General features: G+C 65.9%; 26 protein-coding genes. 10 read left to right on the top strand and 16 right to left on the bottom strand.

Annotated features, from left to right (window positions below):
• Nucleotides 1–12 precede the first annotated feature (12 nt).
• A complete protein-coding gene (locus ACNJ7K_RS08715; RefSeq protein ID WP_159417305.1) occupies nt 13–852 on the top strand; it encodes a mycofactocin-coupled SDR family oxidoreductase in 840 nt (279 codons plus the stop codon).
• A 51-nt stretch (nt 853–903) separates the two neighbouring features.
• Here the strand turns inward: ACNJ7K_RS08715 and ACNJ7K_RS08710 are convergent, their stop codons facing one another.
• Entirely contained in the window at nt 904–1,101 is a 198-nt protein-coding gene (locus ACNJ7K_RS08710) for a helix-turn-helix transcriptional regulator (protein ID WP_059382773.1), read from the bottom strand.
• Between the two features lie 2 nt (nt 1,102–1,103).
• On the bottom strand, nt 1,104–1,580 hold the full coding sequence (locus ACNJ7K_RS08705; RefSeq protein ID WP_120280660.1) for a hypothetical protein: 477 nt from the start codon (nt 1,578–1,580) through the stop codon (nt 1,104–1,106).
• Nucleotides 1,581–1,728: 148 nt separating this feature from the next.
• Here ACNJ7K_RS08705 and ACNJ7K_RS08700 point away from each other — a divergent pair, with 148 nt between their 5' ends.
• The gene (locus tag ACNJ7K_RS08700; protein ID WP_059382771.1) at nt 1,729–2,349 is read left to right on the top strand and encodes a class I SAM-dependent methyltransferase; all 621 of its coding nucleotides are present in this window, start codon (nt 1,729–1,731) and stop codon (nt 2,347–2,349) included.
• 98 nt (nt 2,350–2,447) lie between these two features.
• On the top strand, nt 2,448–2,960 hold the full coding sequence (locus ACNJ7K_RS08695; protein WP_487041485.1) for a DinB family protein: 513 nt from the start codon (nt 2,448–2,450) through the stop codon (nt 2,958–2,960).
• A 12-nt stretch (nt 2,961–2,972) separates the two neighbouring features.
• Here the strand turns inward: ACNJ7K_RS08695 and ACNJ7K_RS08690 are convergent, their stop codons facing one another.
• Nucleotides 2,973–3,587, bottom strand: a complete 615-nt coding sequence (locus ACNJ7K_RS08690; protein ID WP_487041568.1) for a YdcF family protein — start codon at nt 3,585–3,587, stop codon at nt 2,973–2,975.
• Between the two features lie 1,006 nt (nt 3,588–4,593).
• Here ACNJ7K_RS08690 and ACNJ7K_RS08685 point away from each other — a divergent pair.
• Both ACNJ7K_RS08685 and ACNJ7K_RS08680 read left to right on the top strand, forming a co-directional pair.
• Nucleotides 4,594–5,511: an RNA polymerase sigma-70 factor gene (locus ACNJ7K_RS08685; RefSeq protein ID WP_268654775.1), complete on the top strand. Its 918-nt coding sequence runs from the start codon at nt 4,594–4,596 to the stop codon at nt 5,509–5,511.
• Between the two features lie 101 nt (nt 5,512–5,612).
• The gene (locus tag ACNJ7K_RS08680) at nt 5,613–6,794 is read left to right on the top strand and encodes an NAD(P)/FAD-dependent oxidoreductase (protein WP_159417301.1); all 1,182 of its coding nucleotides are present in this window, start codon (nt 5,613–5,615) and stop codon (nt 6,792–6,794) included.
• Here the strand turns inward: ACNJ7K_RS08680 and ACNJ7K_RS08675 are convergent.
• On the bottom strand, nt 6,791–7,564 hold the full coding sequence (locus ACNJ7K_RS08675; protein ID WP_159417300.1) for a PASTA domain-containing protein: 774 nt from the start codon (nt 7,562–7,564) through the stop codon (nt 6,791–6,793). The two genes, ACNJ7K_RS08680 and ACNJ7K_RS08675, sit on opposite strands and share 4 nt — an antisense overlap.
• A 298-nt stretch (nt 7,565–7,862) precedes the next feature.
• Between ACNJ7K_RS08675 and ACNJ7K_RS08670 the strand changes: the two genes are divergently transcribed.
• The 5 genes from ACNJ7K_RS08670 to ACNJ7K_RS08650 all read left to right on the top strand — a co-directional run bounded on the left by ACNJ7K_RS08670 (nt 7,863) and on the right by ACNJ7K_RS08650 (nt 13,002).
• Nucleotides 7,863–8,657, top strand: a complete 795-nt coding sequence (locus tag ACNJ7K_RS08670) for an enoyl-CoA hydratase-related protein (protein ID WP_016694125.1) — start codon at nt 7,863–7,865, stop codon at nt 8,655–8,657.
• Between the two features lie 30 nt (nt 8,658–8,687).
• Nucleotides 8,688–9,419 carry an SDR family NAD(P)-dependent oxidoreductase gene (locus ACNJ7K_RS08665; RefSeq protein ID WP_106201075.1) on the top strand — a complete coding sequence of 244 codons (732 nt, stop codon included), beginning with the start codon at nt 8,688–8,690 and terminating at the stop codon, nt 9,417–9,419.
• 26 nt (nt 9,420–9,445) lie between these two features.
• Nucleotides 9,446–11,116, top strand: a complete 1,671-nt coding sequence (locus tag ACNJ7K_RS08660) for an AMP-binding protein (protein WP_258260918.1) — start codon at nt 9,446–9,448, stop codon at nt 11,114–11,116.
• Nucleotides 11,113–12,261 (top strand): acyl-CoA dehydrogenase family protein, encoded by a 1,149-nt coding sequence (locus ACNJ7K_RS08655; protein WP_487041484.1) that lies wholly within the window; start codon nt 11,113–11,115, stop codon nt 12,259–12,261. The genes ACNJ7K_RS08660 and ACNJ7K_RS08655 overlap by 4 nt, the downstream gene beginning before the upstream one ends.
• A gap of 78 nt (nt 12,262–12,339) precedes the next feature.
• The gene (locus ACNJ7K_RS08650; protein ID WP_059382752.1) at nt 12,340–13,002 is read left to right on the top strand and encodes a TetR/AcrR family transcriptional regulator; all 663 of its coding nucleotides are present in this window, start codon (nt 12,340–12,342) and stop codon (nt 13,000–13,002) included.
• A 103-nt stretch (nt 13,003–13,105) separates the two neighbouring features.
• Here ACNJ7K_RS08650 and ACNJ7K_RS08645 read toward each other — a convergent pair whose 3' ends face one another.
• The 12 genes from ACNJ7K_RS08645 to ACNJ7K_RS08590 all read right to left on the bottom strand — a co-directional run bounded on the left by ACNJ7K_RS08645 (nt 13,106) and on the right by ACNJ7K_RS08590 (nt 26,748).
• Nucleotides 13,106–13,942 (bottom strand): mycofactocin-coupled SDR family oxidoreductase, encoded by an 837-nt coding sequence (locus ACNJ7K_RS08645; RefSeq protein WP_487041483.1) that lies wholly within the window; start codon nt 13,940–13,942, stop codon nt 13,106–13,108.
• A gap of 13 nt (nt 13,943–13,955) precedes the next feature.
• Nucleotides 13,956–14,828, bottom strand: coding sequence for an alpha/beta hydrolase fold domain-containing protein (locus ACNJ7K_RS08640; RefSeq protein ID WP_487041482.1), 873 nt, complete (start codon nt 14,826–14,828; stop codon nt 13,956–13,958).
• Nucleotides 14,829–14,878: 50 nt separating this feature from the next.
• Nucleotides 14,879–15,820 (bottom strand): NAD-dependent epimerase/dehydratase family protein, encoded by a 942-nt coding sequence (locus ACNJ7K_RS08635; RefSeq protein ID WP_487041481.1) that lies wholly within the window; start codon nt 15,818–15,820, stop codon nt 14,879–14,881.
• On the bottom strand, nt 15,817–16,611 hold the full coding sequence (locus ACNJ7K_RS08630) for a hypothetical protein (protein ID WP_160874593.1): 795 nt from the start codon (nt 16,609–16,611) through the stop codon (nt 15,817–15,819). The genes ACNJ7K_RS08635 and ACNJ7K_RS08630 overlap by 4 nt, the downstream gene beginning before the upstream one ends.
• 92 nt (nt 16,612–16,703) lie before the next feature.
• Complete coding sequence (locus ACNJ7K_RS08625) at nt 16,704–18,545, bottom strand: NAD(P)-binding domain-containing protein (RefSeq protein WP_160874595.1); 1,842 nt, start codon at nt 18,543–18,545, stop codon at nt 16,704–16,706.
• A gap of 117 nt (nt 18,546–18,662) precedes the next feature.
• Entirely contained in the window at nt 18,663–19,130 is a 468-nt protein-coding gene (locus tag ACNJ7K_RS08620) for a VOC family protein (RefSeq protein WP_120280673.1), read from the bottom strand.
• A gap of 31 nt (nt 19,131–19,161) precedes the next feature.
• Complete coding sequence (locus ACNJ7K_RS08615) at nt 19,162–20,055, bottom strand: cyclase family protein (protein WP_160874599.1); 894 nt, start codon at nt 20,053–20,055, stop codon at nt 19,162–19,164.
• Between the two features lie 352 nt (nt 20,056–20,407).
• The gene (locus ACNJ7K_RS08610; RefSeq protein ID WP_277370481.1) at nt 20,408–21,328 is read right to left on the bottom strand and encodes a TIGR03619 family F420-dependent LLM class oxidoreductase; all 921 of its coding nucleotides are present in this window, start codon (nt 21,326–21,328) and stop codon (nt 20,408–20,410) included.
• Between the two features lie 16 nt (nt 21,329–21,344).
• A complete protein-coding gene (locus ACNJ7K_RS08605; RefSeq protein ID WP_268654784.1) occupies nt 21,345–23,243 on the bottom strand; it encodes a flavin-containing monooxygenase in 1,899 nt (632 codons plus the stop codon).
• A 45-nt stretch (nt 23,244–23,288) separates the two neighbouring features.
• Nucleotides 23,289–24,863 (bottom strand): class I adenylate-forming enzyme family protein, encoded by a 1,575-nt coding sequence (locus ACNJ7K_RS08600; RefSeq protein ID WP_277370482.1) that lies wholly within the window; start codon nt 24,861–24,863, stop codon nt 23,289–23,291.
• Nucleotides 24,860–25,669 (bottom strand): enoyl-CoA hydratase, encoded by an 810-nt coding sequence (locus tag ACNJ7K_RS08595; RefSeq protein WP_277370483.1) that lies wholly within the window; start codon nt 25,667–25,669, stop codon nt 24,860–24,862. The genes ACNJ7K_RS08600 and ACNJ7K_RS08595 overlap by 4 nt, the downstream gene beginning before the upstream one ends.
• A complete protein-coding gene (locus ACNJ7K_RS08590) occupies nt 25,666–26,748 on the bottom strand; it encodes an acyl-CoA dehydrogenase family protein (RefSeq protein ID WP_268654787.1) in 1,083 nt (360 codons plus the stop codon). Before ACNJ7K_RS08590 ends, ACNJ7K_RS08595 begins: the two co-directional genes overlap by 4 nt.
• Nucleotides 26,749–26,754: the final 6 nt, after the last annotated feature.

Here is a 26,754-nt window from a genome sequence, read left to right as displayed (position 1 = left end):
GAGAGGTGTTCAATGGCAGGAAGAGTCGAAGGCAAGGTCGCGTTCATCACCGGAGCCGCACGCGGACAGGGACGCAGTCACGCCATCCGGCTGGCGCAGGAGGGTGCCGACATCATCGCACTCGACATCTGCGGCCCGATCCGGGAGAACGCGCAGATCGAACCGTCCACCCCGGAGGACATGGCCGAAACGGTCGAAGCCGTCAAGAGTCTCAACCGACGGATCGTCACGGCCGAGGCCGACGTCCGCGACTTCGACGCGGTGAAGGCCGCCGTCGACAACGGCGTCGAACAACTGGGCCGTCTCGACATCATCGTCGCCAACGCCGGAATCGGCACCGGTGGAGCGATGCTGCACGAGACCGACGAGTTCGATTGGCAGGAGATGCTCGACATCAACCTGTCGGGTGTGTGGAAGTCGATCAAAGCCGGAGTGCCGCACATGATTGCGGGCGGAAACGGTGGATCGATCGTCCTCACGAGTTCGGTCGGGGGACTGAAGGCCTACCCCACCATGGGTCCGTACATCTCCGCGAAGCACGGTGTGGTCGGCATGATGCGTACCTTCGCCGTCGAACTGGGGCAGCACTCCATCCGGGTCAACACCGTGCACCCCACCAACGTGAACACACCGATGTTCATGAACGAGGGTGCCATGAAGATGTTCCGTCCCGACCTCGAGAACCCGGGTCCGGAGGACATGAAGGCGGCCACGCAATTCATGCACGTCCTGCCCGTGGGGTGGGTGGAGCCGGAAGACATCAGTAATGCCGTTCTGTTCCTGGCGTCCGACGAGTCCCGTTACGTCACCGGACTCACGCTCACGGTTGACGCCGGTAGTACGCTCAAGTGATCGGGCAAGTGGCCGAGCGGGTTCTGTCGGGGAATCCGCTCTGCCACTCCGTTATTCCTCGTCGGGTACGAAGATGTCCTCGATGCGACGCCCGAACAGACGCGCGATGCGGAACGCCAGTGGAAGCGACGGGTCGAATCGTCCCTTCTCGATCGAGATGATCGTCTGGCGCGAGACCCCGAGTTCGTCGGCGAGCCGCTGCTGCGACCATCCGTTCTCCGCGCGCAGGGCCGCGAGCGAGTTGCGCACCCTCAGCCCTTCCGACGCTGCACGGCGTAGCGCACACCGAACGACGCGAAGGCCACGAGAATGACCGCCATCAGCGCGTGCAGACCCTCGACCTCGATCGGAGCGAACGCCAGAGCAGTACATCCCAGCCCCGTGACGAGAAGGATGTCGGTGAAAGCGCCCGAGGCGGCTTTCTCGTACCAGGACGCCTCGACCGAATCCTCGGGCCGGTCCGCGGCACCTTCGAGGGTCGACCGATCCACGAGAAGCACCCACGCCAGCGCCGACAGTGAGGGTGCGGTCGCCAGCGCGACCGCCACACCGGCGGCCACGGGATAGTCGGGCACCAACCCCAGGGCGGCCACCACCGCTCCCAGGACGGCTGTGGCCAGGATTCCGAGGGCGATCGCCGGCGGTACCGCGCCGATCCACCGCGAACCGACCCGCACCTTGCCCCACTTGCTCCGCCCCACCGCCGATCCGGCACCTCCGCTATCCATCACCGCTCCCTTCACCGTAAAGCACGCTTTACATGTAAAGGTAACTTAACAGCGCGTTCGGTGCGGCAGGAACGAGGGGTTCCGTTCGGCCGGCCAGGTGTCATGATGGATCGAGCAGATCGAGACGCCACGAGGCGAAGGGACTGCCATGGGCCTCTACAACGATCACGTCGTACCGCGACTGGTGAACATCGCCTGTGCACCGTCGTTCACCGAAGCGAACCGCAAACGAGTGTGCGCCGGCCTGAGCGGCCGCGTCGTCGAGATCGGATTCGGATCCGGTCTCAACGTTCCCTACTACCCCACCACCGTCGAGGCGGTCAGCGCCGTCGAACCCGCGGACCTCGGATGGAAGCTCGCACGTCCGCGCATCGACGGTTCCCCCGTGCACATCGAACGATCCGGCCTGGACGGTCAGTCACTCCCGTTCGAGGACAACACCTTCGACAGCGCACTGTCGACGTGGACGCTGTGCACCATCCCCGATGCCGACGCGGCTCTGCGCGAGGTACGGCGCGTCCTTGCACCGGGCGGCACCCTGCACTTCGTCGAACACGGACTCGCCCCGGACGAGAACGTCCGGCGGTGGCAGCACCGGCTCGAACCGATCCAGAAGCGCGTCGCGGGTGGCTGCCATCTGACACGACGGATCGCCGACCTCATCCGCGGGGCGGGGTTCGAGATCCGCGAACTCGACACCTTCTACGAGGAGAAGACACCGAAGTTCTTCGGCGCGCTGTCGCTGGGAGTGGCGACACCGGCCGCGTAAAGGCGGATAACTGCACAGCAACGTTTGCACACTTCCGGGGACAGATACACGGTGTCGACATCGAGCATGTGTCCGCTATGTCCGCGATGATTGCGTGCATGCCCTCGGACACCCTGCCACTCGCCACGCGCACGCTGTTGAAGCAACTCGACCTGGTTTGGCTCTTCACGGAACAACACGTCCTGCCGCGGATCGACGAGGCTGCCGTGCACTGGGAGCCGTCGTCGAACTGCGTGGGCGTTCGATGGGTCGACGGTCGTCTCGTCGCCGACTGGCCGGACGAGACGGCCGAGGCTCTCCCCGAGCCCACGATCGCGTGGCTCCTCTGGCACATCGAGTGGTGGTGGACGAACACAGTGGAGGTCTGCAGTGGGGGAACTGCGGTCGGGCCGGACGCCTACGAGTGGTCCGGCTCGACCGACCGCATCCAGGCTCTTCGCACCGAATGGGCCGCACTTCTCGAAACTGCCGACATCGAGACGACGATCGTCGGACTCATGCCCGAACCTTCACCCCTGTGGGAAGTGGCCGGGTGGGTCAACTTCGAACTGGCGAAGAATGCTTCGGAGATCAGTCAGGTACTGACGCGGAAGGCGAACGCTCTGAACTGATACTTCCGGCGCTCACGCTGCGACGATGCCTGCGACCGGAATGCGCGCGTCGACCGCCTGCCGGAAGTTGATCATCGCGCGTTCGAGGTGGTCGCGGTTCGTCACGAGCACAGCGCCCGTGGCTCGCCGTTCGAGCAGGACATCATTGGTGAAGCGTGCGTTCTCGACGGTAGAGGTCGACTGCGATTCCTCGGTGATGCGTTCGGGCGTAATGCCTCGCACGACCAGCCAGTCCTTCATGGCCTGCGCTTCGGTGACGCCGTTGCGCGGCACGCCACCGGTGACGACGATCGGAGATTCCGGGTAGCGTTGCGCTGCACGGAGAGCTGCCTCGAGCCGTTCTTCGAGCACCGGCCGGATCTTGCCGTCCTCAGTGAGTCCGGCTCCGAGCACGACGAGATGCGTACCCCTCGGGTTCAGGTCGAGCATCAGCGGGAAGTGCGGTGTCAGCTTCTCGAGTTCGGTGCACGCGATGATCAGCGCGTCGATGGTTCCCTGGCACAGCGGGGTGACGGACAGTGCACCGTTCACAACGGTGTCGATTGCAGGAGTCGCGGCTGCCTGCGCCGTCGATACACCTACCGCGGCTGCGGCCGCGACTGCGGTCGCCACCACCGTGCGTCGCACAGCTCCCACTCGAGTCCCCTTTCTTCCCGGATGTCGGCCGTGCCGCACTGTGCCACCTCGAGGCGCACGTGTGGGAAGTTGGGACGCGACGCGAAGAAGTCTCACCATAGGCCGCGCTGGATTCGATGACGGCTGACAATCGGTTTTACATCCGAACCACTGGTCCATCCATGAACAAGCGCGGCAATCGTTGCAAGGAGCGCTATTCGGATGAATCGCTACGCGTCCCATGACCCTGGGCAGGCACGGACAGAACGTGTGTTCGAGTTGACGACTTCGCACACCCGTGCGACCATCCCTCCACCGACCTGAATACAGGTCGACCCCGGCAGGTGCGCCAACACCGGACCGGGGTCTGGGCACACGACAGAAGGAAGCTGTCATGCACCGTAGGGTGGAGTCTATCCACACGCCCTCGAGAGGCGTATTCCAGCAACGAGCCGCGAGCGCATTCGTCCGCGCCGGCCGACACATACCCGCTCCCCCGGGTTCACACCCGACGTCCTGACTTCCCAGCCCTCCGATCCACCGTGATCGGAGGGCTCGAGGCGTTTCACCTGCATCGTCGCGCACGAGGGCCGTTCCGGTAGCCGAGGCACGTCGACGCAGTTCGTCGCTCGTCTCCCACAGTCCGACGTCAGCGCGCCGACGCTGCGAGCCGGGGCCGTTCCCTGTCTCGAAACCGACTGGGCACCAGTATCCCTCGTCTCCACAGCTGGTGGTGGAGCACCCGATCGTGCGGGTCGACACGAACGACCGGGTCCAGTGCGAGCCGCACGTCCTCCGCGACGTGGGGCTATCCGTGCTGGCCGAGACGGTCTATCGGGGCATGGCGACCGGGCAGCCTTGGGGAAAGGGACGACGACTCAGGGACCCGAAGGGTCTCCGATCGGTCGAGGGCAGCCGCCCGCAGGGCGCCCGCTTCGTTCCTGATCGAATTCATCCTCGTTGCGTGAACCCGGGTGGAGTGCTGTGATCGAAGCACGGGTCTACGGGAGGGGCCGACGTGAGCGGCGTCGAAGAGTTCGAGAACCTGCGTCCACTGTTGTTCGCCATCGCCTACCGCATCCTCGGCAGCGTGACCGAAGCCGAGGACGCGGTCCAGGAGACCTGGGTGCGATACGAAACCTCGGGCGCCGAACCGGATTCAGCCAGAGCCTTCCTGTCCACCGTCGTCACCCGGGTATCGATCAACATGCTCGAATCGGCGCGGGCGCGGCGCGAACGGTATGTGGGTGAATGGCTGCCGGAACCGATACTCGAGGAGCCCTACGACGATCCGGCGCGCTCAGCCGAACTGCGGGAATCGATCTCGACGGCAGCGCTCGTGTTGCTCGAACGCCTCAGTCCGCTCGAACGAGCCGTCTTCGTGTTGCGCGAGGCATTCGGATTCGGCTTCTCCGAGATCGCCGGGATCGTCGACCGCTCCGAAGCGGCGTGCCGGCAGCTCGCGGTGCGGGCACGGCGCCACGTCGATCAAGGTTCGGCACGGTTCGACACCGATCCGCAGGCGCACGAACAGCTCACCGCTCGATTCCTCACGGCGTTCCAAGACGGTGACGTCGACGCCCTGCGCGACCTACTGGCCGCCGATGTGCAACTCGTCGCCGACAGCGGTGGCAAGGCACCCGCCATCCGCAGGGTCGTGGTCGGCGGCGAGAAGGTCATGCGGTTGCTGGCCTCGTTCGTCTCGCCCATGGGCCAGCTCGGAATGTCGCTCGAACCCCGCGAGATCAACAGGCTCCCCGGCCTGATCGTGCGGGACGCCGACGGCGCCATCGTGCAGGTCATGACGTTCGACGTCACGGACGGGAAGATCGGCGCGGTCCGGGTGATGATCAACCCGGACAAGCTCGCCCACCTGGGGCCAGTGGCCGATGTGCGGATGCTCGGCCAGAAGCTCCGCGACCTGCAACGACCCTGAATCCTGCCGATTGTTCGGCGCGGCATGTCACAAACGACGTGACTGTCCGGTCCTAGATGACGAGGGCTCCCTACAGAGCCAACGAACGGATCGGAGAAGCCATGTTCAACACCCGCCCCCGTGTCGTCGTCATCGGCGGTGGATACGCCGGAACGGTCGCCGCCAACCGCATGAGCAGGAAGGCTGCGGTCACCGTCATCAATCCCCGGCCGCACTTCGTCCAACGAACCCGGTTGCACCAGTTCGCGGTCGGCAATCACCATGCGTCCGGCGACTACCGCAAACTGCTGGCGAAGGGAGTCGACCTTCTGGTCGATACCGTGACCCGCATCGAACCCGGCACGCGCACCGTCCATCTCGCATCCGGCGGAACGGTCGACTACGACTACCTCGTCTACGCCGTCGGAAGTACCGCCACAAGACGGTCCACCGTTCCCGGCGTTGAGGAATTCGCTTTTCCGGTGGCCGAATTCGAGCATGCCGAACGCCTGCAGTACGCGCTGAGCAGCCTCGAACCCGAGGCCGTCATCACAGTCGTCGGTGCCGGTCTCACCGGGCTCGAAACAGCCGGCGAGCTGGCCGAACAGGGACGTCGCGTGCGCCTCGTGTGCAGCGGCATCATCGGTCCGATGCTGTCCGAGAAGGCTCGTGCCGCAACCTACGAACGGCTCGCGGACCTGCAGGTCGAGATCATCGAGAACGCGCGGGTCACCCGCGTCGGACCCGACGGCTTCACGCTCGACGACGACACCGTCCTCGAGAGTGCGATCACCGTGTGGACCGCAGGATTCGGCGTTCCCGAACTGGCTCGGACGAGCGGCTTCAGGACGGATGCACTCGGCCGGATCCTCACCGACGAAACGCTGACCAGCATCGACGACGATCGCGTGATCGCCGCCGGTGACTGCGCGGCGCCGTCGGGAGAGCCGGTGCGGATGGCATGCCAGTCCGCCCTGCCCACCGGCCTGGCTGCGGCCGACACAGTTCTCAGCCGTATCGCCGGAGAGGAGCCCGCGAATCTCGATTTCGGCTTCAACGGCGTCGGTGTGAGCCTGGGCCGACATGTCGGCGTCGTCCAGTTCCACGAACGGGACGACACCCCGAAGGAACAGGCGTATGCCGGTCGAATCGCCTCGACCATCAAGGATCTCGGATTGAAGGCCGCGATGGCCGGTCTTCGGGTCGAGGCCCTACGGCCGGGATCGGTGGGATTCCCGAGGGGCGGCCGACATTCGTCGAAGACCATCGAGGATCTCTCCCGCACGGAGCAGCCGATGGCCTAACACCCGCTGAATTCGTCCTCTTTCAGAACGGACAGCACTGGGTCGCCTTCACCGATCGATGCTCCCACCGAGGGAGTCTGGTCGACGACGACCCAGTTCCTGTCCCATACTTGCGCGCGTCCCTGACCGGTCGCGTCGACGCTCGTGGAGTAGAACACGCCGGCGGCCTGGATGGTGTCCTGTGCCGCTTGGAGATCCATGCACACGACATTCGGCATCACCGCGGTGGACGCGACCGCCGCGACCTGCGTGGTGGAGATCCTCGTCGCGGGAGTGGCTTCCGGAGCGACGGTCCGCGCCGTGGTGGCGGCCGACGTCGTGTACGGCGTGGTGGTCGTCGGTGCGGCAGCGCGAGGCGTGGTACTCACGTCGTCTTTCGTGGGTGAGTCCAGCCCGTCCGAGATGTCGCTGATGATTCCCATGAGGACGAACAGTCCGGCGACGGCAGCGGCGATGACCACTCCGCGGCGGATCCTCGGGGGCTTCGGCGGCTCGGGCGGCGGTGCCATCGCGGCGTGCACATCCCCCGCGAGAAACGCGCGGTGGCCGGCTTCGGCACGTGCGGCGATCGCGTCCTGCTCGGCCTTGATGCGCCTGCGGCGGTCGCGCAGGGGCTTGCCGATCGCGAGATACCCCAGGCCGGCCGCGAATGCCAGGAACAGGATCGCGTCGGCCAGGTTGCCGTTGAGCACTTCCACGATCGCCAGCCACAGCGTGATGGCGGCGAACATCCCCGCTACGACGCGCAGGTAGGGGACGACGAACTTCATGTTTCTCCTTCAACCCGACACCGGGGCCCGTGTGCCGCTACTTTCTCGACCGCACACGCGCTGTGCCCTTCTGAACTGGTGTCGGAGTACCACCCGGCGTCGTTACGACGCACGGATGTCGATTTCGGTGGGTTCACCCCCGAAATCCGAGGTCAGATCCACCCAAGTAGGTCGCGTCTCCATGTGACGGTTGACACACCCCAATCGTGAATGTAGCTTCATGAGAAATGAATAGTCATTCACTCGCAGGGAATGACCATTCGATCAGGCTTCTACCTGCAGCGATGAAGGGGATCCCATGACCGACTTCGAAGACATCACCTACGAGATCGACGGCGCAGCCGGGATCATCACGATCAACCGACCCGAGCGATACAACGCCTTCCGAGGCAAGACCGTCGAAGAACTGATCAAGGCGTTCCGCTCGGCCTGGGCCGACAGCCGCGTCTCGGCCATCATCCTCACCGGCGCCGGCGAGAAGGCCTTCTGCACCGGCGGCGACGTCAAGCAGCGCGCCGAGACCGGCGACTACGGCCCCACCGAGAGCGGCATGTTCGAGATCGGCTACCTCCACAAGCTCATCCGCGACATCCCCAAGCCGGTCATCGCCGCCGTCAACGGTGTCGCCGTCGGCGGCGGGCACGTCCTGCACGTGCTGTGCGACCTCACGATCGCGTCGGAGAACGCCCGATTCGGCCAGGCCGGACCCAAGGTGGGCTCGTTCGACGCCGGTTTCGGTTCGGCCTTCCTCGCCCGTGTCGTCGGCGAGAAGCGTGCACGAGAGATCTGGTACCTGTGCCGCCAGTACGATGCCGCCACAGCCGAGCGCTGGGGGCTCGTCAACTGGGTTGTCCCACAGGACAAGCTGCTCGACGAGGCCAAGGCCGTCGCCGCCGAGATCGCCGAGAAGAGCCCCACGGCCATCAAGTTCCTCAAGCAGTCCTTCAACGCCGACACCGACCACCAGGCCGGCCTGAGCAACCTCGCGATGTCGGCCCTCGACCTGTTCGGCAAGTCCGACGAAGGACTCGAAGGTGCCAAGGCATTCGCGGAGAAGCGTCCCGCCGACTTCGCGAAGTACGTCAAGGCCTGACCCGAATTCCCAGACCCGTAAGGACCTCCCATGAGCAACATCGCACTGGTCACCGGCGCCGGTTCCGGAATCGGCAAGGCCATCGCTCTCGGCTTCGCCGCGCAGGGTGATCGCGTCGTCGCCGCCGACCTCGACCTCGCGGCCGCCGAGGCCACCGCCAAGGAATACCCCCAGCTGATCACGGCACTGCCGGTCGACATCTCCGACCGCGCCCAGGTCGACGAGCTCCGCGACCGCACCCATGCCGAGGTGGGCGTGCCCAACGTGATCGTCAACGCCGCCGGCTGGGACCGCACCGACCAGTTCCTGAACGCCACACCGGAGTTCGCCCAGAAGGTCGTCGCGATCAATTATCTCGGCCCGGTGAACATCTGCAGCGCTTTCCTGCCCGGCATCATCGACGCCGGAAACGGCGGTCGCGTGATCAACCTCGCCAGCGATGCAGGTCGCGTCGGCAGCTCCGGCGAATCCATCTACGCGGGGGCGAAGGGCGGCGTCATCGCCCTCACCAAGTCGCTCGCCCGCGAGATGGCCCGGCACAACATCAACGTCAACTGCGTGTGCCCCGGCCCCACCGACACCCCGCTGTTCCAGGCCCAGGAGGAGAAGCTCAAAGCTGCTCTCATCAAGGCCATCCCGTTCCGGCGACTCGCGCGACCCGAAGAGGTCGCCGCACCCGTCCTGTTCTTCGCATCCGAATCCGCATCGTTCATCACGGGCCAGGTGATCAGCGTCAGCGGCGGCCTCACCATGGCCGGCTGACCGACATCGTCAGGGGAGATCGAATCATGAGCGCGTCGTACAACGCCCGGGCCTACCGGGAGTACTTCGAGAACGACTTCACGTATCTCAACGGCTTCCGGCGCAACCTGGGACGGTACGGGAACCGCGTTGCCATCACCGATCCCGACACCGGAACCCGGTTGACCTACGCCGAACTCGGCGAGCGTGTCGACCGAGTCGCCACGGGTCTGGCCGATGCGGGTGTGCAGGCCGGGGACGTCGTCGCCTATCAGCTGTTCAACAGTGTCGAGTTCGCCGAGCTGTATCTCGCCACGCAGGCCGTCGGCGCCGTGGGTTCTCCGATCAACTTCCGGCTCGCAGCCGGCGAGACCGCGTTCATCCTCGACAAGAGCGCCCCGAAGGTGTTCGTATACGACACCGAACTCACCCCGATGGTGCAGGAAGCACTGGAACGTGCCGCTCACACTCCTGAGGTGATCGTCGCGGTGGGTGACGGCGAACCCGTCACCACATCCGGCGCCACCGTCATCCGCTACCGGCACCTGGCTGCCGACCGGATCGCGCTCCCGCCGTTGCACCGGACGGTGTGGGACGAGACCACCCGCCTCTACACCTCGGGCACCACTGGCATGCCGAAGGGTGTGCCGCTCAACAGCATGATCGAGATCTTCAGCGCGCACGACGTCATCATGCACTTCCCGTTGAGCCCAGAGGACAAGACGCTCAACATGACGCCGTGGTTCCACCGCGGCGGCCTGTACTCCGGAGGACCCAACCCGGTCTTCTACATCGGCGGAGAAGTGGTGCCGCTGCGCACCTTCGACGCCGACCGCGTCCTCGACCTCGTCGCCGAGCACGGCCTCACCTTCCTCATCGGAGCACCCACCAACCTCGCGATGCTCGCGACCGCGCAGGAGGCCCGTCCGCGCGACCTGTCGTCGCTGCGCGGCATCGTCACGATGGGTGCGCCGCTCGAACGCGAAGCGGCACTGCGCTACCAACAGGTCCTCAACCCGCGGATCTTCAACGGCTACGGCAGCACCGAAGGGTTCTGGAACACCTTCCTGCGCCCCACCGATCTGCCCGAACATGCCGGCACCGCGGGTCGGGCCTGCACCGACGACGACGTGCGCGTGGTCCACATCTACGAGGACCGGCTCGCCCACCACGACGACGTCGTCGCCAAGGACGGCGAAGAGGTCGGAGAGGTGATCGTCCGCTCCCCCAAGGGTTCGAACGCCTACTTCGACTCCCCCGACCAGGAGAAGGCCAAGTTCAACAACGGGTGGCTGCACATCGGCGACCTCGCCACGTGGGACGCCGGAGAGTTCGTCACCATCGTCGGGCGCAAGGACGACATGCTCGTCTGCGGTGGTGAGAACGTCCATCCGGTGCAGGTCGAGGAAGCGCTCAACTCACATCCGGGTGTGTCCGACTGCCTCGTCGTCGGCGTGCCCGACGACCGGTGGGGACGCATCGTCGTCGCGTACATCGTCGCCGGCAACCCGGACGTCACGGCCGACGTCCTCGACGCGCACTGCCGCGAGCACCCGATGCTGTCCACCTTCAAGCGACCGCGAGCGTATCGGTTCGTCGAGTCGCTGCCGGTCTCGGCCACCGGAAAGAAACTGCACTACAAGGCAACCCGAACGGCAGCCGACGAGTTCGCCGCAGGGTTGTTCACCGCCCCCACCGACTCGAGGATCACCCGATGAATGCACGCCTCGAATACGAGACCGAGCACCAGCAGTTCCGGGAGGTCGCTCGCGACTTCGTCCGCGACAAGATCACGCCCGTGCACGAGGACTGGGAGCACGCGAGCTGCCTCGACCGGTCGTTGTTCACCGAAGCCGGCAAGCTCGGACTGCTCGCCTTCTCCGTCGACGAGAAGTACGGCGGTCCCGGCGTCGACGACTTCCGGTACAACGCCATCCTCATCGAGGAAGTCAACCGCGCCGGCAACGCCGCGGCAGGCATCGCGTTCTCCCTGCAGAACGACGTGGTGCTGCCCTACCTGACCGAATTGACCGACGACGAACAGAAGGCACGCTGGCTGCCCGGCGTCGTCAGTGGCGAGACCGTGCTGGGTATCGCCATGACCGAACCCGGCACCGGCAGCGACCTCACCGGCATCCGCACCTCCGCGGTGCGCGACGGCGATCACTACGTCGTCAACGGAGCCAAGACGTTCATCTCCAACGGTCAGAACGGCGACCTGTTCGTCGTCGCGACCCGCACCTCCGACGACCCGCACAAGGGACTGACGCTGCTGGTCGTCGAGGCCGACACCCCCGGCTTCGCCCGCGGGCGCAATCTCGAGAAGATCGGCCTGCACGCCCAGGACACCAGCGAGCTGACGTTCACCGACATGCGGGTGCCGGTCGCGAACCGCCTCGGCGACGAAGGTCGCGGCTTCTACCAGCTGGTGCACAACCTCCCGCAGGAACGGTTGTCGCTGTCGATCGGCGCGGTCGCCGCAGCCGAGGGTGTCCTCGCGCAGACCCTCGACTACGTCCGCGAACGGAAAGCCTTCGGGAAACCGGTGTCGAGCTTCCAGAACACCCAGTTCGTGCTCGCCGAGCTGGCCACCGAGCTCGACATCGCCCGCACCTATCTCGACGACTGCATCGCCGAGCACGTGGCCGGGCAGCTCACCGCCGCCCGCGCCGCGCGTCTGAAGTGGTGGGCCACCGAACTGCAGGTGCGTGTCGCCGACCGGTGCCTGCAACTGCACGGCGGCTACGGCTACATGCGCGAATACGGCGTCGCACGCGCTTTCGTCGACGCCCGTATCCAGACGATCTACGGCGGAACCACCGAGATCATGAAGACGATCGTCGCGAAGGATCTCGGGATCTGACGACCGTCCCAGCTGCACGATTCACCCCGCTGAGCACTCGGTACTGTGAATCGGACCGAAAAGCGACGAGGAGCCCCTATGACCACCGACCACGATGCACTTCCCGTGGAAGAGGCCGTGCGGGCAGTTCGTACCAGCTCCCGCCGCAAGCAGGTCCTCGACGCCGCCGTGCAGGTCATGCAGCGCACCGGTTTCCACCAGATGTCCATGCAGGCGCTGGCCGACGAGGCCGGCGTCAGCGTCGGATTGATCTACAAGTACTTCGGCGGCAAGGAGGAGATCCTCCTCGCCACCATCGTCTCGATCCTCGACACCTTCCGCGACCAGATCGAACCTGCGATGGAGGCCGCCGGCGACGACCCGGTCGAACGGCTCGCCGCCGGCATCCGCCGCTACATCGAGATCGTCGACGAGAACCTCGACGCCACCGTCCTCACCTACCGGGAGAGCCGCACGCTCGACGCTGCCGGTCGTGCCCGGATCAAGGAACTGGAGGTCGAGACGTCGGCGCCGCTGCGCTCCGCCCTCGACGACGGCATCTCCGCCGGAATCATGGAGCCCATCGACGTCGACCTGATGGTGTTCGACATCCTGCTCCTCGCCCACGGGTGGGCGCTCAAGCACTGGCATTTCGGGTCCATCTACACCCTCGACGACTACATCCGCCTCCAGACCCGGCTGGTGCTCAACACGACGCTGAAGGCGGAGCGGCGCGGGGACTACGCGCACTTCCTCCGGTAATCACCGCCCTCGACCGAAACAGCGGAGCGCGAAGCGGTCACAGGTGCGCGTTATTGCGCGCTCTGCTGACCGTTTCGCGCTCCGCTGTCGGGTCGGTGCGACCTCAGGCAGTGACCCGCGCCGCCGCGCCGGCGTCGACGGACATGACGGTTCCGGTGATGTGTGCACTCGCCTCGGCCGCGAGGAACAGCACGGCGTGGGTCACCTCTTCCGGCTCGAGGAACGGCACGGGCTGTCCGTGGAGGCTCGCGAAGATCGGTTCGATGTCGGCGCGCGTCGGGTTCTCGAGATCGGGACGCATCATCCGGTACAGCGCGTCGTTGTGCACCATGGGGGTCGAGATGTTGCCGGGAGCAACGGCGTTGACGGTGATGCCGTGCGGGGCCAGGTCGAGCGCCGCACTCTTGGTCATCCCGATGACACCCCACTTCGACGCACAATAAGCGGCCTGGGCCGGAGCTGCGGCGCGGCCGAGCATCGACGCGATCGTCACGATCCGCCCGTAGCCTCGCTCGATCATCCCGGGCGCGACGGCGGCCACGGTGTGGAACACACCCGTCAGATTCGTGCCGATGACCTCGGACCACTGGCTGTCGGGAAGGTCCTGGACGGGTGCGGCCGCCGAAACCCCGGCGTTCGCGATGGCGATATCGATCCTTCCGAGTTCCTCCTCGGCCCGACGGACCAGAGCCTCGATGGCCGACCGATCTGCGGTGTCGGCCTGGACCGAGATGCACCGCCGGCCGGTCGCTTCGACCAGGCGCACGGTCTCCTCGAGATCGTCCTTGGTGCTCAACGGATATGCGACCGCGTCACTGTCCTCGCAGCGGTCGCAGATGACGATGTCGGCCCCGCGTTCGGCGAGCGCGACGGCATGCGAGCGGCCCTGCCCTCTGGCGGCGCCGGTCACCAGGGCAACACGGTTCGTGAAGTCGTTCATCTCGTCTCCTCGGTCAGCTGGATGTGGACTGCTCATCTGCACGTGCCCGCACGAACCGGGCGCACGACTTGATCGACGCGACGGAGGCGCTGTGGTCGGGCTGAATCAGCGGCCACGTGTGCCCTTGCTGCGCAACCACTTCCAGCGTGCAGGTGACGTTCGCGTTCGCGAGCGATTCGGCCAGGCCGAGCGCGTCACCGACCAGCGCCTCGTTGCCTCCGACCTGGATGAGCGTGGGCGGGAATCCCGCGTGGTCGGCCAGCAACGGCGAGGCCAGCGGGTCGCTGGCAGGGGCACCCTGCAGGTAGTCCTCGCGTGCCGACTCCGCCGTCGCCAGCGGGAAGAAGACATCGGGCGCGGTCTCGTAGAACGGCGACGAGCAGTGCAGGTCGAGCCACGGCGACAACAGCATCAACCCGTCGGGAGTGCGCAGACCACTCGCCTTCGCCGCGACGATCACCGCGGCGGCGAGACCGGCTCCCGCCGAGTCACCGGCGAGGACGATCGGTCCCTCCGCCTCGGCGGTGAGTGCCTCGTAGACCGCGAGGGCGTCGCGCAGCCCGGCCGGGAACGGGTTCTCCGGCGCGAGCCGGTACCGCGGCAGGACGACAGTGGCCTCGGCGCCGGCCGCGATCTTCGCCGCGTAGGCGTTGTACGCCTCCGGGCTGCCCATCCGGTATCCGCCCCCGTGCAGATAGAGGATGGTGGCCCGGTCGCCGGCCCGGACGGTCCGGCACGGCACACCCGCGAATTCCGCATCGCCCGCCGTGACCCCGAGCGCGGGGTCGATCTCGGTCGCGGCGAACATCGCGCGGCGTTCCAGCAGCTGCGGGCTCGCCGGCGTACCGGTCCGCTCGGCGGGCAGCGCATCGTGCACTGTCGGCATGTCATCTCCCCTGTGGTGTCTACAAACAGTGGTGTTCTACGAAAGGATGCTCACGAGCGGGCGGTCTCGACGAGCTTGTCCGGATGGCGAGCGGCGATGGTGCGACGGATGCCCTCACGCCAATCCACCGTGCACGGCCCGGTGATGGAGGCACGCAGCGTGGTGTCCGCGATGGATCCGCGCAGCGTTCCCTCGATCGGAGCCACGTCGACGACGGGCTCCACCCCCATCAACTCGCCTGCGTACGCCGCCCACTCCTGCACGCTCACCGGTTCGTCGCCTCCCCAGTTGACGATGAGCGCAGGTGTGGACGCCGCCTCGAGCAGAGCACCGACCTGGGTGTTGATGTCGTCCTCGTAGATCGGGCTGTACATGCACGGATCCCAGCGGGTGGTGATGGGCCGGCCGTCGGCGATGGCGTCGACGTGCATGGCCGGCAGTCCCCCGTTGGGGCCGTACGAGGCGTTCATCCGAGCGATCGTCACCGGGACGCCGAAGGCGCGCGCGGCGAACCGCGCGGTGGCCTCCTGGCTGATCTTCGACATCGAGTAGGTCGGGGTGTGGGTGCTGTTGCACTCCCCCAGCGGCGACTGCTCGGTGAACACGTACATCGGGTCGTCCTGCGGGCGGTAGACCGAATGGGTCGACATCACGAGGGCGCCCTTTGCGGATCGGCAGTGCTGCAGGAGAAGTCCGGTGCCTTCTGCGTTGGCGCGGATCGCGGCGTCGTAATCCCAACCCGGAGCCAGACTCGCCGCCAGATGTACGACGTACGTGAAATCCTCGGGTACACCGTCGAAGTCGCCGTTGCCGAGATCGCAGGTGACCGGGATGATTCCCGCGTCGGTCACCCGCTGCCGGTCGTCGGGCCGGCTGTACCGCGCCAGTCCCCACACCTCGTTCTCGGCCGCCAGCGTCCTCGCGATCGGGAACGCGATCTGCCCGGTCACCCCGGTCACCAGGATCTTCTCACCGCTCAACACGGGTCTCACCACAATTCGTCGGTGTACTTGTCCGTACCGACCACGGTCGGGACGAACGGCGATGCGAAGGTGACCTTGCCCGCACCCGACTTCTCGATATCCGTGGCGTAGTCGACGATGTGCTGCCAGCTCGCGGTCGGCTCGTCTTCGAGAAACAGCATCTGAAGGATGCGGTCGGTGGTTCCGCCGTCGTTGCCCATCTTCATCGGCACGTTGTGGTCGGAGGGCCAGGGCTTCATTCGCCAGCTGCTTATCAGATCGACGGCACCCTTGCCGACCAGGGTCTTGGCCGGTCCGTTGTCGATCATGTCGATCGCGGCGGCGCGGTCGACGCCCTCTGCTGGTTCGATCATCACGGTGACAAGGCCGCCGTAATGGTGATCGTGTGCGAGTTCGAGGGGGACGCCGTCCTCCTGCGCAGAGACGGTCGAGTCCGGCAGGTACTGGCCGGTGTGGACGTGCTCACGCTCGGCGAAGCCGCGGCCGGCGGCGTACAGTTCGCCGACCTGCTTCTGCGCCCAAGCGTCTGCAACTTCCGCATCGGGCTCGTGTACCCAGTAGATCGCAAGGTACGAACCCTCCTCGGTCTTCGTCGCGACCGGTCCGGTCTCCGGGAAGCGCAGGTCCTTCAGAGCCTTCGTGGCGACCCAACGGCTGCCGGTGAACCAGCCCGGACCGACCATGCAGCCCGAGTAGCGGTGATCGCGCTCGTACCAGCGGTTGTACTCGACTTCGTGGCCGCGCGACGGATCCACCATGGTGAACAGTGCGTAGCCGAGTCGCACCGGAGTCAACGTCATTACTCTCTCCTACTTTCGTGAACCGGACGCACGGGCAGCCGAGAGGTCGGCTGCCCGCGGCCCTCGAGAATTCCTGCCGGTATGCCGCCGGCTCAGCGGGTCGCAGCGATGCCGTCGAAGGTGTCGTCCTCGCGCCACTTCTCGAGCATCTCGAAATATTCGTAGCCGGGTCCGTACAGACCGCCCGCAAGGGTGCTGCGCTTGTCGTCGACACGGCCCTCGTTGTTGTAGTGGCCCGGAGTGCACGAGAGGTTCCATTCCCGTCGCATCTCCGCGTGTTCGGCAATGGTCGCGTTCCAACCTGCCTCGGCCTCGGCGGTCGGTTCGATGGCCCGGATGTCTTCCTTCAGGCACTTGCCGACCATGTAGACCATGTGCCGGGCCTGGTTGTCGATAAGATTCGAGATGTTCGAAACCTGGGTCGACTGAACGAATCCCAGGAAGAACAAGTTCGGGAAGTCCTTGCTGAGGAAGCCGTGGTAGGTGCTGGCGCCCTCGGCGAACTTCTTCGACAGCCGGTTGCCGTCGCGGCCCAGCACGTCGTAGCCGGCCTTGTCGGTCCAGGTGCGTCCCTGCTGGAAGCCCGTCGCGTAGATGATGAGGTCGACCTCGTACTCGCGGTCGCCGACGACGATGCCCTTCTCGGTGATCCGGTCGATCGGCGTGGTGGAGGTGTCGACGATGTCGACTGATTCCTTGTTGAACACCGGAAGGAAGTCGTCGCTGAAGCCCGGTCGCTTGCACATGGTGCGGTAGTAGGTCTTGAGTTTGGCTGCTTTGGCCGGATCCTTGACGATGGCGTCGACCCGGTCGCGCAACATCTCGTTCCACTCGTAGTCCGAGCGCTCCATCGCGTCCATGTACTGCTCGAGGGTCGGTTCCGCACCGCCGGCCTCGTAGATCTTGCGCATCTGGTACTTCGCGAACTTGATCCAGCCGTCGTCGACGTCGCAGTCGACGGTGGCGCGGTCCATCGCGCACTTGTCGAAGGAGACACGACGCTCCTTCTGCCACCCTGCGGGCAGCGCCTTGAACCATTCGAGGTCGGTCGGGGCGTTCTCGCGGGGCGCGATCTGGCTGGGCGTGCGCTGGAAGACGACCAGCGACTTCGCATGCTCGGCCAGGTGCGGGATGGCCTGGATGCCGGTGGCACCGGTGCCGATGATGGCCACGCGCTTGTCGCGGAGACCGGTCAGATTTCCGGTGGTGTCGCCGCCGGTGTAGCCGTAGTCCCACCGACTGGTGTGGAAGCTGTGGCCGGCGAACTTCTCGATGCCCGGAATGCCGGGCAGCTGGGGGCGGCTGAACAGGCCGCTCTGCGTGGAGACGAAGCGGGCGCGGAACACATCGCCGCCGTCGGTGCGCACCGTCCACCGCGCGGTGTCCTCGTCCCATTCCATCTCGGTGACCCGGGTCTGGAACAGGGCGTGCTCGTACAGGCCGAACTGCGTGCAGAGGGACTGGGTGTAGGCGAAGATCTCGCTGCCGCGCGTGTATCGCTCGGTGGGGATGTACCCGGTCTCCTCGAGGTACGGCAGGTAGATGTACGACTCGATGTCGCAACGCACGCCCGGGTAACGGTTCCAGTACCAGGTGCCGCCGAAATCTGCTGCGACGTCCAGGATCTTGAAATTCGTGACACCGATCTTCTTCAGCTCGATGCCGGTACTGATGCCCATGAAGCCGGCGCCGATGACGAGCATGTCCAGGTCGGCGGTCTGCGGCGGCGTCGTGCGCGGACCGTCCGCGTGCGGGTCGGCGTCGTAGTCCGCGAATTTGCCTTCGAAGTCGATCGCCTGGAAGGTATCGGCACCGGTGTTCGGCAGGCGCTTGTCACGCTCTTCGGCGTACTTCGTGCGGAACCATTCGAGGTCGTCGACCTTGCGCTTGGGTTCCCAGAGGTGTGGATCGCGTGTGGTGTCGGGGGCGGTCATGAAAGTCCTTTGGTCGTGACTACGTCGGGATGTGCGGTCCGGCGATGGAGGAGGTTCGTCGGCCGTGACGCATTCAGCGATGTATCGAGGGGAAGCCGTGATCCGGCGCAGGTCCGGTCACCAGGGGGTACCGGCAGGGATGTGCATGAGCTCGACGCGGTTGCCGTCGGGGTCGGCGACGAACACGAACTGCGGTGCGGTCGGATCGCTCAGACCGGCGCGGGTCTCCGGCACCAGGGTGCCGCCGTATTCGCACAGCGCGTCGGCTGCGGCGTCGATGTCGTCCGCGAAGAACGACAGGTGGGTCATGCCCAGATGGTTACGCCGGGTGGGCGGGGTGCCGATCACGCCGGGCTGCCGGTAGGACAGCAGTTCGATGCGCAGGCCGTCTTTCTCCAGGAAGGACGAGGTGAGGCTGCACGGTGCATCCACTTCGGGGATCTGCTCGTCGATGTCGTATTCCATGATCTTGGTGAAACCCAGTCCGTCGCAGTAGAAGCGAAGACTCTTGGCGAGATCGGAGACACACAGTCCGACGTGGGAGGTGCGGTAGGTGTGTACGGCAGCTTCGGTGTTCGCAGTCATCCGGGGGTCCTGTTCGTGTGAGGGGGTTCGGTCAGCCGACGGCGACGGGGGTGACCGGGCTCGCCGTGCCGCCGGTGATCTTCAGCGCGCCGATGGTCAGCAGGAACTCGTAGCACCGGTCTGCGGCGAGTTCCGCGAGGTTCATGTTCTCGACCAGGTAGATGCCGTGCTCGACGAGCAGGATGATGTGTCCACCGAGGTAGACGTTCTGGTCGAAGGGGATGGGCTCGATCGCGGCGTTGTCGGAACCGACCAGCGCGACGTCCTTCTCGGCGAGGAAGGCGGCAGCTTCGAGGCCGATGCCCGGCTGCGGCATCATCTCGCCCTGGTTGACCAGGTAGTCCTCGAGCCATCCGGTGCGGATGAGCACCAGGTCGCCGGTCTGCAGTTCGACACCCTGGTCGTCCAACGCCTTCTGCAGGTCGTCGACGGTGATGACGTAGCCGGGCTCGAGCAGGTCGACACCCTTCGACGCCGCGACGTCGATGAGGACGCCGCGGCCGGCGATGCCGCCGACCTTGTCGATGCTGCACTTGGCCGCACCCGAGTACGGGGTGACCTGGTCGGCGGGGTAGCCGTTGTAGATCTTGTTCTCGGAGTACACATGGCACAGCGCGTCCATGTGCGTCGAGGTGTGCGACGGCATGACGAGCTGGTCCTCGTTGGCACCGACGCCGGGGACACCACCGTTGGCGAGGGCCATCGCCTCGTCCTGATGGTTGGTGAGGGTGAGGCGCTGCGGGATGCCGCGGTATTCGAGGTTCGGCACGCCCGATCGCTGGATCGGAATGCTGAGACTGTAGGTCTTGCCCGTCTTGGGCAGGCGGAGGGCGGCGAGGACCCGCTCCGGCGTGAGGTGGTTGAGGGCGCCCAGCTCGTCCGCTTCGCCCCAACGGCCCCAGTTCGACTTACGCGTGCTCAACATCGACTCCTCAACATCAGGTCCTCGGTAACGAGGTGCAGGGGTGGTTGTCGGTCGTTTTCGGGATATGCCGGACGACGAGCGAATCGGATTCGTGAACGACGACATCTATCCGTACGACTTGTGACCGGACTCACTGTAGCCATCGGCTACGTTTGCGTCAACAACTCCGCCGAATTTTCGATTGCCTTCGATCCGGTCCGGAAAATACCGATCACCTCGGCGGGCGGGCCCGCGAAATCGCGACGGCAGGTGAGCATTTAGGAACCCGACGGTTTCGTGCGGTGGAATCTTTCCGTTGACAATGTCGGATCGGTGTGAGCACGTCGGACCTGCCGGGGGGGGACGACCGGCGTCAACCCGCCAGCGGCCGGAGGATCTGCTCTCCGAATCCCGCGACGAATTCCGACGCGGCTTCGACCGATCTGGCGTCGGCATGCACACACAGGTGCGTGACACCGACCTTCGCCAATTCGTCGGAGCGTTCGACGAACCGCATCACGGAGTGGGAGTCGGTGACATCGACCGGTGGAGCCTCCACCTGGATCGAGATCTGCGCCGGGTCCCGGCCGGCACGGAGCAGTTCGTCCCGCACGCGCCCCACGGCGCGACGCAGGCCGTCGACGCCCGTCATCGATGCCGTCCGAACGGAGGAGGTCATCTCCTCGGACCCGACGACCGGGCACCACCCCTCCCCCGCCGTCACCACCCGCCGGATCGCCGCACGACTGTTCCCACCGATCCACAGCGGTGGATGCGGTTGCTGCACAGGACCGTACAGACGCATCTGTCCCGTCCCGCCGAAACCGTCGCCGGTCACCGGCGTGGACGGCGACATCCAGATACGGCGCAGGGCGTCGATCGCTTCGTCGAACAGTGCGGCGCGGTCGTCGAAGTTCACGCCCAGTGCTGCGAACTCCGACCGCAGGTATCCCGCCCCTACCCCGACGACCAGGCGTCCCCCGGACAGCAGATCCAAGGTCGTCAACGCCTTGGCGGCGAGATACGGATTGCGGAAGGGCAACACGTAGAGGTTGGTCATCAACTTCAGCGACGTGGTGGCCGCAGCCGCATACGCCAGCGCAACCGCAGGCTCGAAGCTGTCGTGTCCGCCGGCGTCGAACCACTTCGCAGACGGTGCCGGATGATCGGCGAGACACAGTGCCTCGAAACCGTGATCCTCTGCGCCCCTGGCGATCCGGGCGAGCACGGCGCCCTCGCGGAAGCAGGGCTCCGCACCCGCGACGTCGCCGGGATACTCCAGAGTGAACTTCACTTCGGAGGAGAGTGCGTTACTGCGCGTCGGTGAAGTCGTAGTGCGACTCGTCCGGCTTCTCGCACAGCTCGTAGTACTTCTCGCCGTTCCACGGCGCGTTCATCTGCAGCCGACCGAACTCGTTGACGTAGTAGTTCTTCTCCATCGCCGAGTTCGGCATCAGGTAGATGAGCTTCTTGGCCTCTTCGTGCAACTGCTCGTTGTACTCGTCGAAGGCGTCCTTGCGGATGACCATCGACGCCCGGCCCTTCTCGAGCATCCCCACGATGCACTCGGCGATGTAGCCGGTCCAGACCTCGAACCACACCGGCAGACCCGCACCGCTGGCCACCGGCTGCGAGTTGGGGCCGTACAGCATGAACATGTTCGGGAAGCCGGGCACCGTCATGCCGAGGTGCGCCTGCGCACCCTGCGCGGTCCACACGTCCTCGAGGGTCACACCTCCGAGGCCGAAGTACTGTGTCGGCCAGATGTACTTCTCGGTCTGGAAACCGACCGCGGCGATGACGAGTTCCGTCTCGCGGGCCTCCCCGTCGGAGGTGACGATCGCCGTGTCGGTCATCCGCGCGATAGGGGTCGTGACGAGTTCGACGTTGTTTCTGGTCAGAGAGGCGTACCAGTTGTTGTCGACCACCGGACGTCTCGTCATCGGCGGGTAGTCCGGGACCAGCTTGTCGATGAGATCCTGTCGGCCGTCGACCTGTGCCGAAATGTAGCCGACCAGGATCTCGCGCAGCATGTCGTTGCGCTTGCTGATCTGCCCCCCGTTCGCGATCCACTCCGCGTCCGGCATGAGCACGTTGCGCAGGTCGATGGTGGCCAGGCCGGCGACGTACTTGTTCCAGTTCCAATAGAACGGCATCTTCTGGATCAGCCACTGCAGTTCGTCGGAGATCGGCACGCCGTAATTGGTTCGCGGCGAGATCCACTGCGGTGTGCGCTGATACACCGTCACGGATTCGGCCTTCTCGGCGATCTTCGACAGCAACTGCACACCCGTCGAGCCGTTGCCGATCACGGCGACCTTCTTGCCGGCGTACTCGACGTCCTCGTTCCACCGGGCGGTGTGCACGATCTGACCGGTGAAGTCGGAGACTCCCTCCACCGAGAGTTCACGCGGCGTCGCGAACACACCGCTGGCGGCGACGACAACGTTCGCCTCGACCTCGGTGACGGACTCCTCGCCCTGCACGGTCAGTGTCCAGCGCTGCGTCGGTTCGTCGAAGCGGGCTTGGGTGATGTCGGAGCCGAACCGGATGTGCTCGTACACACCGTACTTGTGCGCCACGTGGTCGATGTACGCGCGCACGTCGGACTGTCGGGCGAAATACTCGGTCCACGGGTACTTCTTCTCGAAGGCGTACTCGTAGGTGAAGCTCACCGTGTCGACGCGTACGTCGGGATAGGTGTTGATGCTCCACACCCCGCCGACCTCGACGCGACGCTCGTAGATCGTGAACGGGACGCCGAGATTCGCCAGCTGCACACCCATGGCGATACCGGCGAAGCCGGCACCGACGATCGCGACGTGGTAGCCCTCCGGAATCACCTTCTCCCCGTGCCATTGTGCCTGATAGGGCAGATCGGAGAAGGCCGGGAGCTTGTGCCGCATGATCAGATCGTCGGGTCCGAGAGTGCGGGCTTCCGCCATCTCGAGCAGCTCGACGATCTCGTCCCGCGACGGGACCGGCAGCGCCGACTCGTCCGGCTCCGAGAGCAGGTATTCGACGGCCTTCGCCCGGATGAGCGCGGTGTCCTCGTCGGAGAACACGATCGCGTCCGTCGTCGGGCCGAAGACGCGTTCGGGAGTGATCGCGGCGATCTCCGCGTCGCGGGTCGCCTGGTACAGCGCCATCCGCAACGCATTGGTGTCGGCGCACTCGACGGCGCGCTCTATGAAGCTACGTCCTGGCATGGGAACTTCCAATTCTCGGATTCGGGGGCGGGCACGGGGGCCGTGTCAGTCGACGGCCGCGCCGGACAGTGCCCGCTGGTCGATGACGGACTGCCGGAGGTGCTGCTTGCGGATCTTCATCGTCGGGGTCTTCGGCATCTCCGAGACGATCACGACGTCCTCGGGGAACTTCGCCGGCGAGATACCGGCCTCCCGGCAGTACGTACGGATGTCGTCGACGTCGAGATCGGCTGCACCGTCGTGCAGTTGCAGTACAGCGCAGATGCGCTCACCCGACCGGTCGTCGGGCAGGCCGATGACGGCGACGTCCGCGACCGCGGAATGCGCCGCGAGCACCTCTTCGATCTCGGTGGGGCTGATCGATTCTCCCTTGCGGATGATCAGGTCCTTCTCCCGACCGACGAGGACCAGGTGACCCTCCTCCTCGAGCTTTCCGGTGTCGCCGGTGAACATCCAGCCGTCGGCATCGAAGGGACGGATGATCTCGCCGTCGGCGCGGTACTCCTTGAACAGCATCGGGCCCCGCAGCCACACTCGACCCACCTCGCCGGTGGGCAGCACGTCGTCCTCCTCGGTACGGATCTGCACCTCGCAGCCCAGAACGGGGCGTCCGGAGGTGGTGGCCAGTTGCTCGATGCTGTCGCTCATCCGGGCCGAGGTGATCATCGGGCACTCGGTCATCCCGTAGGCGTGCAGGATCGGGATGCCCACCTCGGCGAGTACGTCCCGAAACAACTTCTCCGGCATGGGCGCTCCGCCACCGGCCAGCATGCGCAGGGTAGGAACCACCCGCGTGCCCGGATCCTTCCGCTGTTCCTCGAGCAGCAGGGCGTAGTGCGGGGTCGAACCACCGGTGATGGTCACGCCCGCACGACGCATCAGATCCACCGCGGCGCCCGGCTCGTAGACCTCCATGACAGCCAGCGTCATACCGGTGGCCAGTGACGCGATCAGCAGGTCGGGACCACCGATGTGCGCGTACGGGAAAAAGATGGTGCCGACGTCCTCCGCGGTCGCACCGATCGCGTCGGCGAGGGAGACGCCGCCGGCGATGAGCGTGCCGTCGGTATGGCAGACACCCTTCGGTGCCGATGTCGTTCCGGAAGTGGTGTAGATCCAGCGCACCTCGTCGCGACCGACCGGCGCGGCAGGAAGGGTGGCCGGATCGTCGTCGGGCAACTCGGAGGAGACGGTCAACAGGTTCAGACGGGACCCGCTCGCCGCACGTAACTCTTCGGCCATCGCGCCGTGGTCGAAACCGCGGAACTGCCCAGGAGTGATCAGCCATTCCGATTCGCACTGGGCGAGCATCGCCCCGACCTCACGTGCCCGGTAGAGCGGGATGATCGGGTTCTGGATCACGCCGAGACGCGACAGCGCCAGGCTGAGTACGACGGTTTCGATGCGGGTGGGCAACTGCCAGCTCACCGTCGAGCCGGGTTCGATCCCGCGGGCCAGGAGTCCGGCCGCGACACGCTCGGCCACGGAGACGACTTCGGCGAAGGTCATGCGGCGATCGTGCTCGTCGATGAGGGCGACGGCGTCACCTGTGGTCTCCGCCCGCAGGGCCAGCAGATCCCACAGGGAGACTACGTCGTTCGGCGCGATGTCCGAGATCACGACTTCTCCTCCTTCGTGTTCGCTCCCGACGGGAGCGGACCGGGCGTCAAGAGCGGATATCCGGTGCGCAGCAAGGCGTTCGCGTGCCCGTGCCAGTGGATGTCGAAGGCCGACTGCAGGGCTGCCTGCTGACCCATGATGTCGAGAGTCTGGTTGACGGCACGCTTGGCGGTGGCCAGTCCCCACGGATCCATCTGCGCGATCTCATGCGCGAGGCCCATGGTCTGCGTGTCGAGTTCATCGAGCGGGACCACGCGGTTCACCATGCCCGCGGTCAACGCCTCGGCCGCGGTGAACCTGCGGGCCGTGAACAGCATCTCCTTGGCACGGCGAGCTCCGAGTTCCCAGGTGTGCGCGTGGTATTCGACACCACCGACACCGAACTTCACGACGGGGTCGCTGAAGTAGGTGTTGTCGGCCGCGACGATCAGATCGCACGGCCAGATGACGTTGAGAGCACCTGCGACGCAGGCACCCTGGACCGCCGCGATCGACGGCTTCGGCACGTCGCGCCACTTGCGGGAGAAACCGAGGTAGTGTTCGGTCTCCCACCCGTAGGCGCTCTCGAGGGTCGTCTTACCCTCCTTGAAGTATCCCGGGGCCACGGTCTTCAGGTCGTGGCCGGCGGAGAAGTTGTCGCCGTTGGCACGCACGACGATCACCTTGACGTCGTCGTCGCGGGCGGCCTCCTGCCAGCGGGCGTCGAGGTCCTGCAACAGCGATGCGTCCTGCGCGTTGTGCTGGTCCGGACGGTTCAGGCTGATGACGGCGACGGCGTCGTCGACGCGGTAGTCGATGTAGCTCATCGGCCGGTCCCGGTGTAGATGCGGTCGAGAGCATCGACGATATCCGCGTCGTTGCGTGCGGCAGAACCGAAATCGAACTGCCAGCGCTTGGCGGCGTCGGTGAACAGGTGCACGTTCGACTCGATCATGTATCCGATGCCGGCGTGGACCTCGTGCGCCGAGTGGACGATCTCCTGCGCGGCCCTCGCCGCCTGCTTGCGCATCAGACCGATGTGCGGCTGCACATCGAGACCGGCGTCGAGGGCGGTAGCCGCCGACCGGGCGTGCACCGAGGTGAAGTGCGCAGCAATCGCGAGGTCGGTGCACAGGTACTGCACCGCCTGGAAGCGTCCGATCGGACCACCGAACTGGTGCCGCTGCTGCGCGTACAGCACGGTGATGTCGAGCAGCTTCAGTCCGGCGCCGTAGAGCTGTGCCGCGCGCAACACCGCTGCGCGCTGCTCTGCGACCTCGACGGCACGGTCGGCGTCGGCGCCGCGGGCCAGCACGGCACCGTCGGCCACCGGCACCTTGTCGAAGGTCACCGCGAACATCGGGTACCCGCCCATGTTCGGCATCGCCTCGACAGCGGTTGCGAAGCTCGCCTCCACCACGGCCACAACGCTTTCCGCACCGGGTGCGTACACGAGGAAGCTGTCGGCGTCGCCCGCGTGGTCCACGGCCAGCGCGACCCCGTCGAGCGTGCCGTTCTCGTAGGTCACCGCCGAACCCCACTCGGGAGACGGGAATACCGGGACCACCACGACCTCACCGTTGCCGATGCGCTTGGCGAGGCCAGTCGCCTCGTCGGTGCCGATCACCAGCGCGGTGTCGCGGGACATCGTCAGTTCGAGCAGCGGAGTGGCGGCCAGCGTCCGTCCCGCCTCGACGAAGATGCCGGCGATCGTCGCGAGCGACGGGCTGTCGGCGTCGGCGCCGGTCGGGTCACCGAGCTGCAGCCAGCCGAGTTCGGCGAACTGCACGACCTGGTCCGCGAACGGAACCGTGTTGGATCGGTCCTCGAGCGGCGAGTACCGCGCGAACACCGACTTGCTCACATCTGCGAGGGCAGCGAAGTCCTCGCCCCATGCCAATTCCATCTTCAG

This window comes from Rhodococcus shunpengi (genome assembly GCF_048381395.1).
Taxonomy (GTDB): domain Bacteria; phylum Actinomycetota; class Actinomycetes; order Mycobacteriales; family Mycobacteriaceae; genus Rhodococcus.
The sequence above is the reverse complement of the archived record's forward strand: the minus strand, read 5'-3'. Positions and strand labels throughout refer to the sequence as shown.